Source organism: Thalassolituus sp. UBA6592 (assembly GCF_002433655.1).
In the GTDB taxonomy this organism is placed as follows: Bacteria; Pseudomonadota; Gammaproteobacteria; order Pseudomonadales; family Oceanobacteraceae; genus Venatoribacter.
This window is the reverse complement of record NZ_DJIO01000075.1, coordinates 53,443-54,020: the sequence shown is the minus strand read 5'-3', so window position 1 is coordinate 54,020 and position 578 is coordinate 53,443. Positions and strand designations below refer to the sequence as shown.

The 578-nt window shown below is 48.1% G+C and carries 1 pseudogene; it reads left to right on the top strand.

Annotated features, from left to right (window positions below):
• Positions 1-514: pseudogene (locus B2Z72_RS07590) on the top strand (chromosome partitioning protein ParA); the annotation flags it as partial.
• Between the last annotated feature and the right edge of the window lie 64 nt (positions 515-578).

The following is a 578-nucleotide window of genomic DNA, read 5'->3' as shown; positions in this document are numbered from 1 at the left end:
TTTCGAGCATTACCAGCAGCGAACGGCCGAAGACCGTCAACAGGAGCGCGAACAGTTCCGCACAACCAATCAGCAGATGCAGGATCAGCTTCGGGAGTTGCGAGGCCATCTTGCACAAGCCGAGATTCGAATATCCGAACAGACTGAAACAAATAGACGACAGCAACAAAGCACCGAGGAACTCGAACAGATCAGCACTGGGTTAAGTCGTGAATTGAGCGAAAAAGCCAGGACCATAGAGAAATTGGACAACGAGCTTGAAGTTGCACTGTCGAAGAGCCTGGAGCATCAGCAGCAAAAAGATAAACTAGCCGAACAGTTGGCAGCGATTGAACTCCAGAAAGCCGATGCTGATAAAGAAGTGGCTTTGCTATCACAATCACTGGAAACCGCCAAAGCCACACTGAAAGCAACTCAAGACAAGGTGATGCTCCTAACCGACGAAAACAAGGTAATCCTTCAGGAAAAAGCAGTCATACAGGGGCAATTTAAGCAGCTACAATCGTCGCTTTGACCCTGAAATTGTACTGCGCAATAGGTTGCATTACCTGTGATTTGCGTAATTACGCATATGGCGC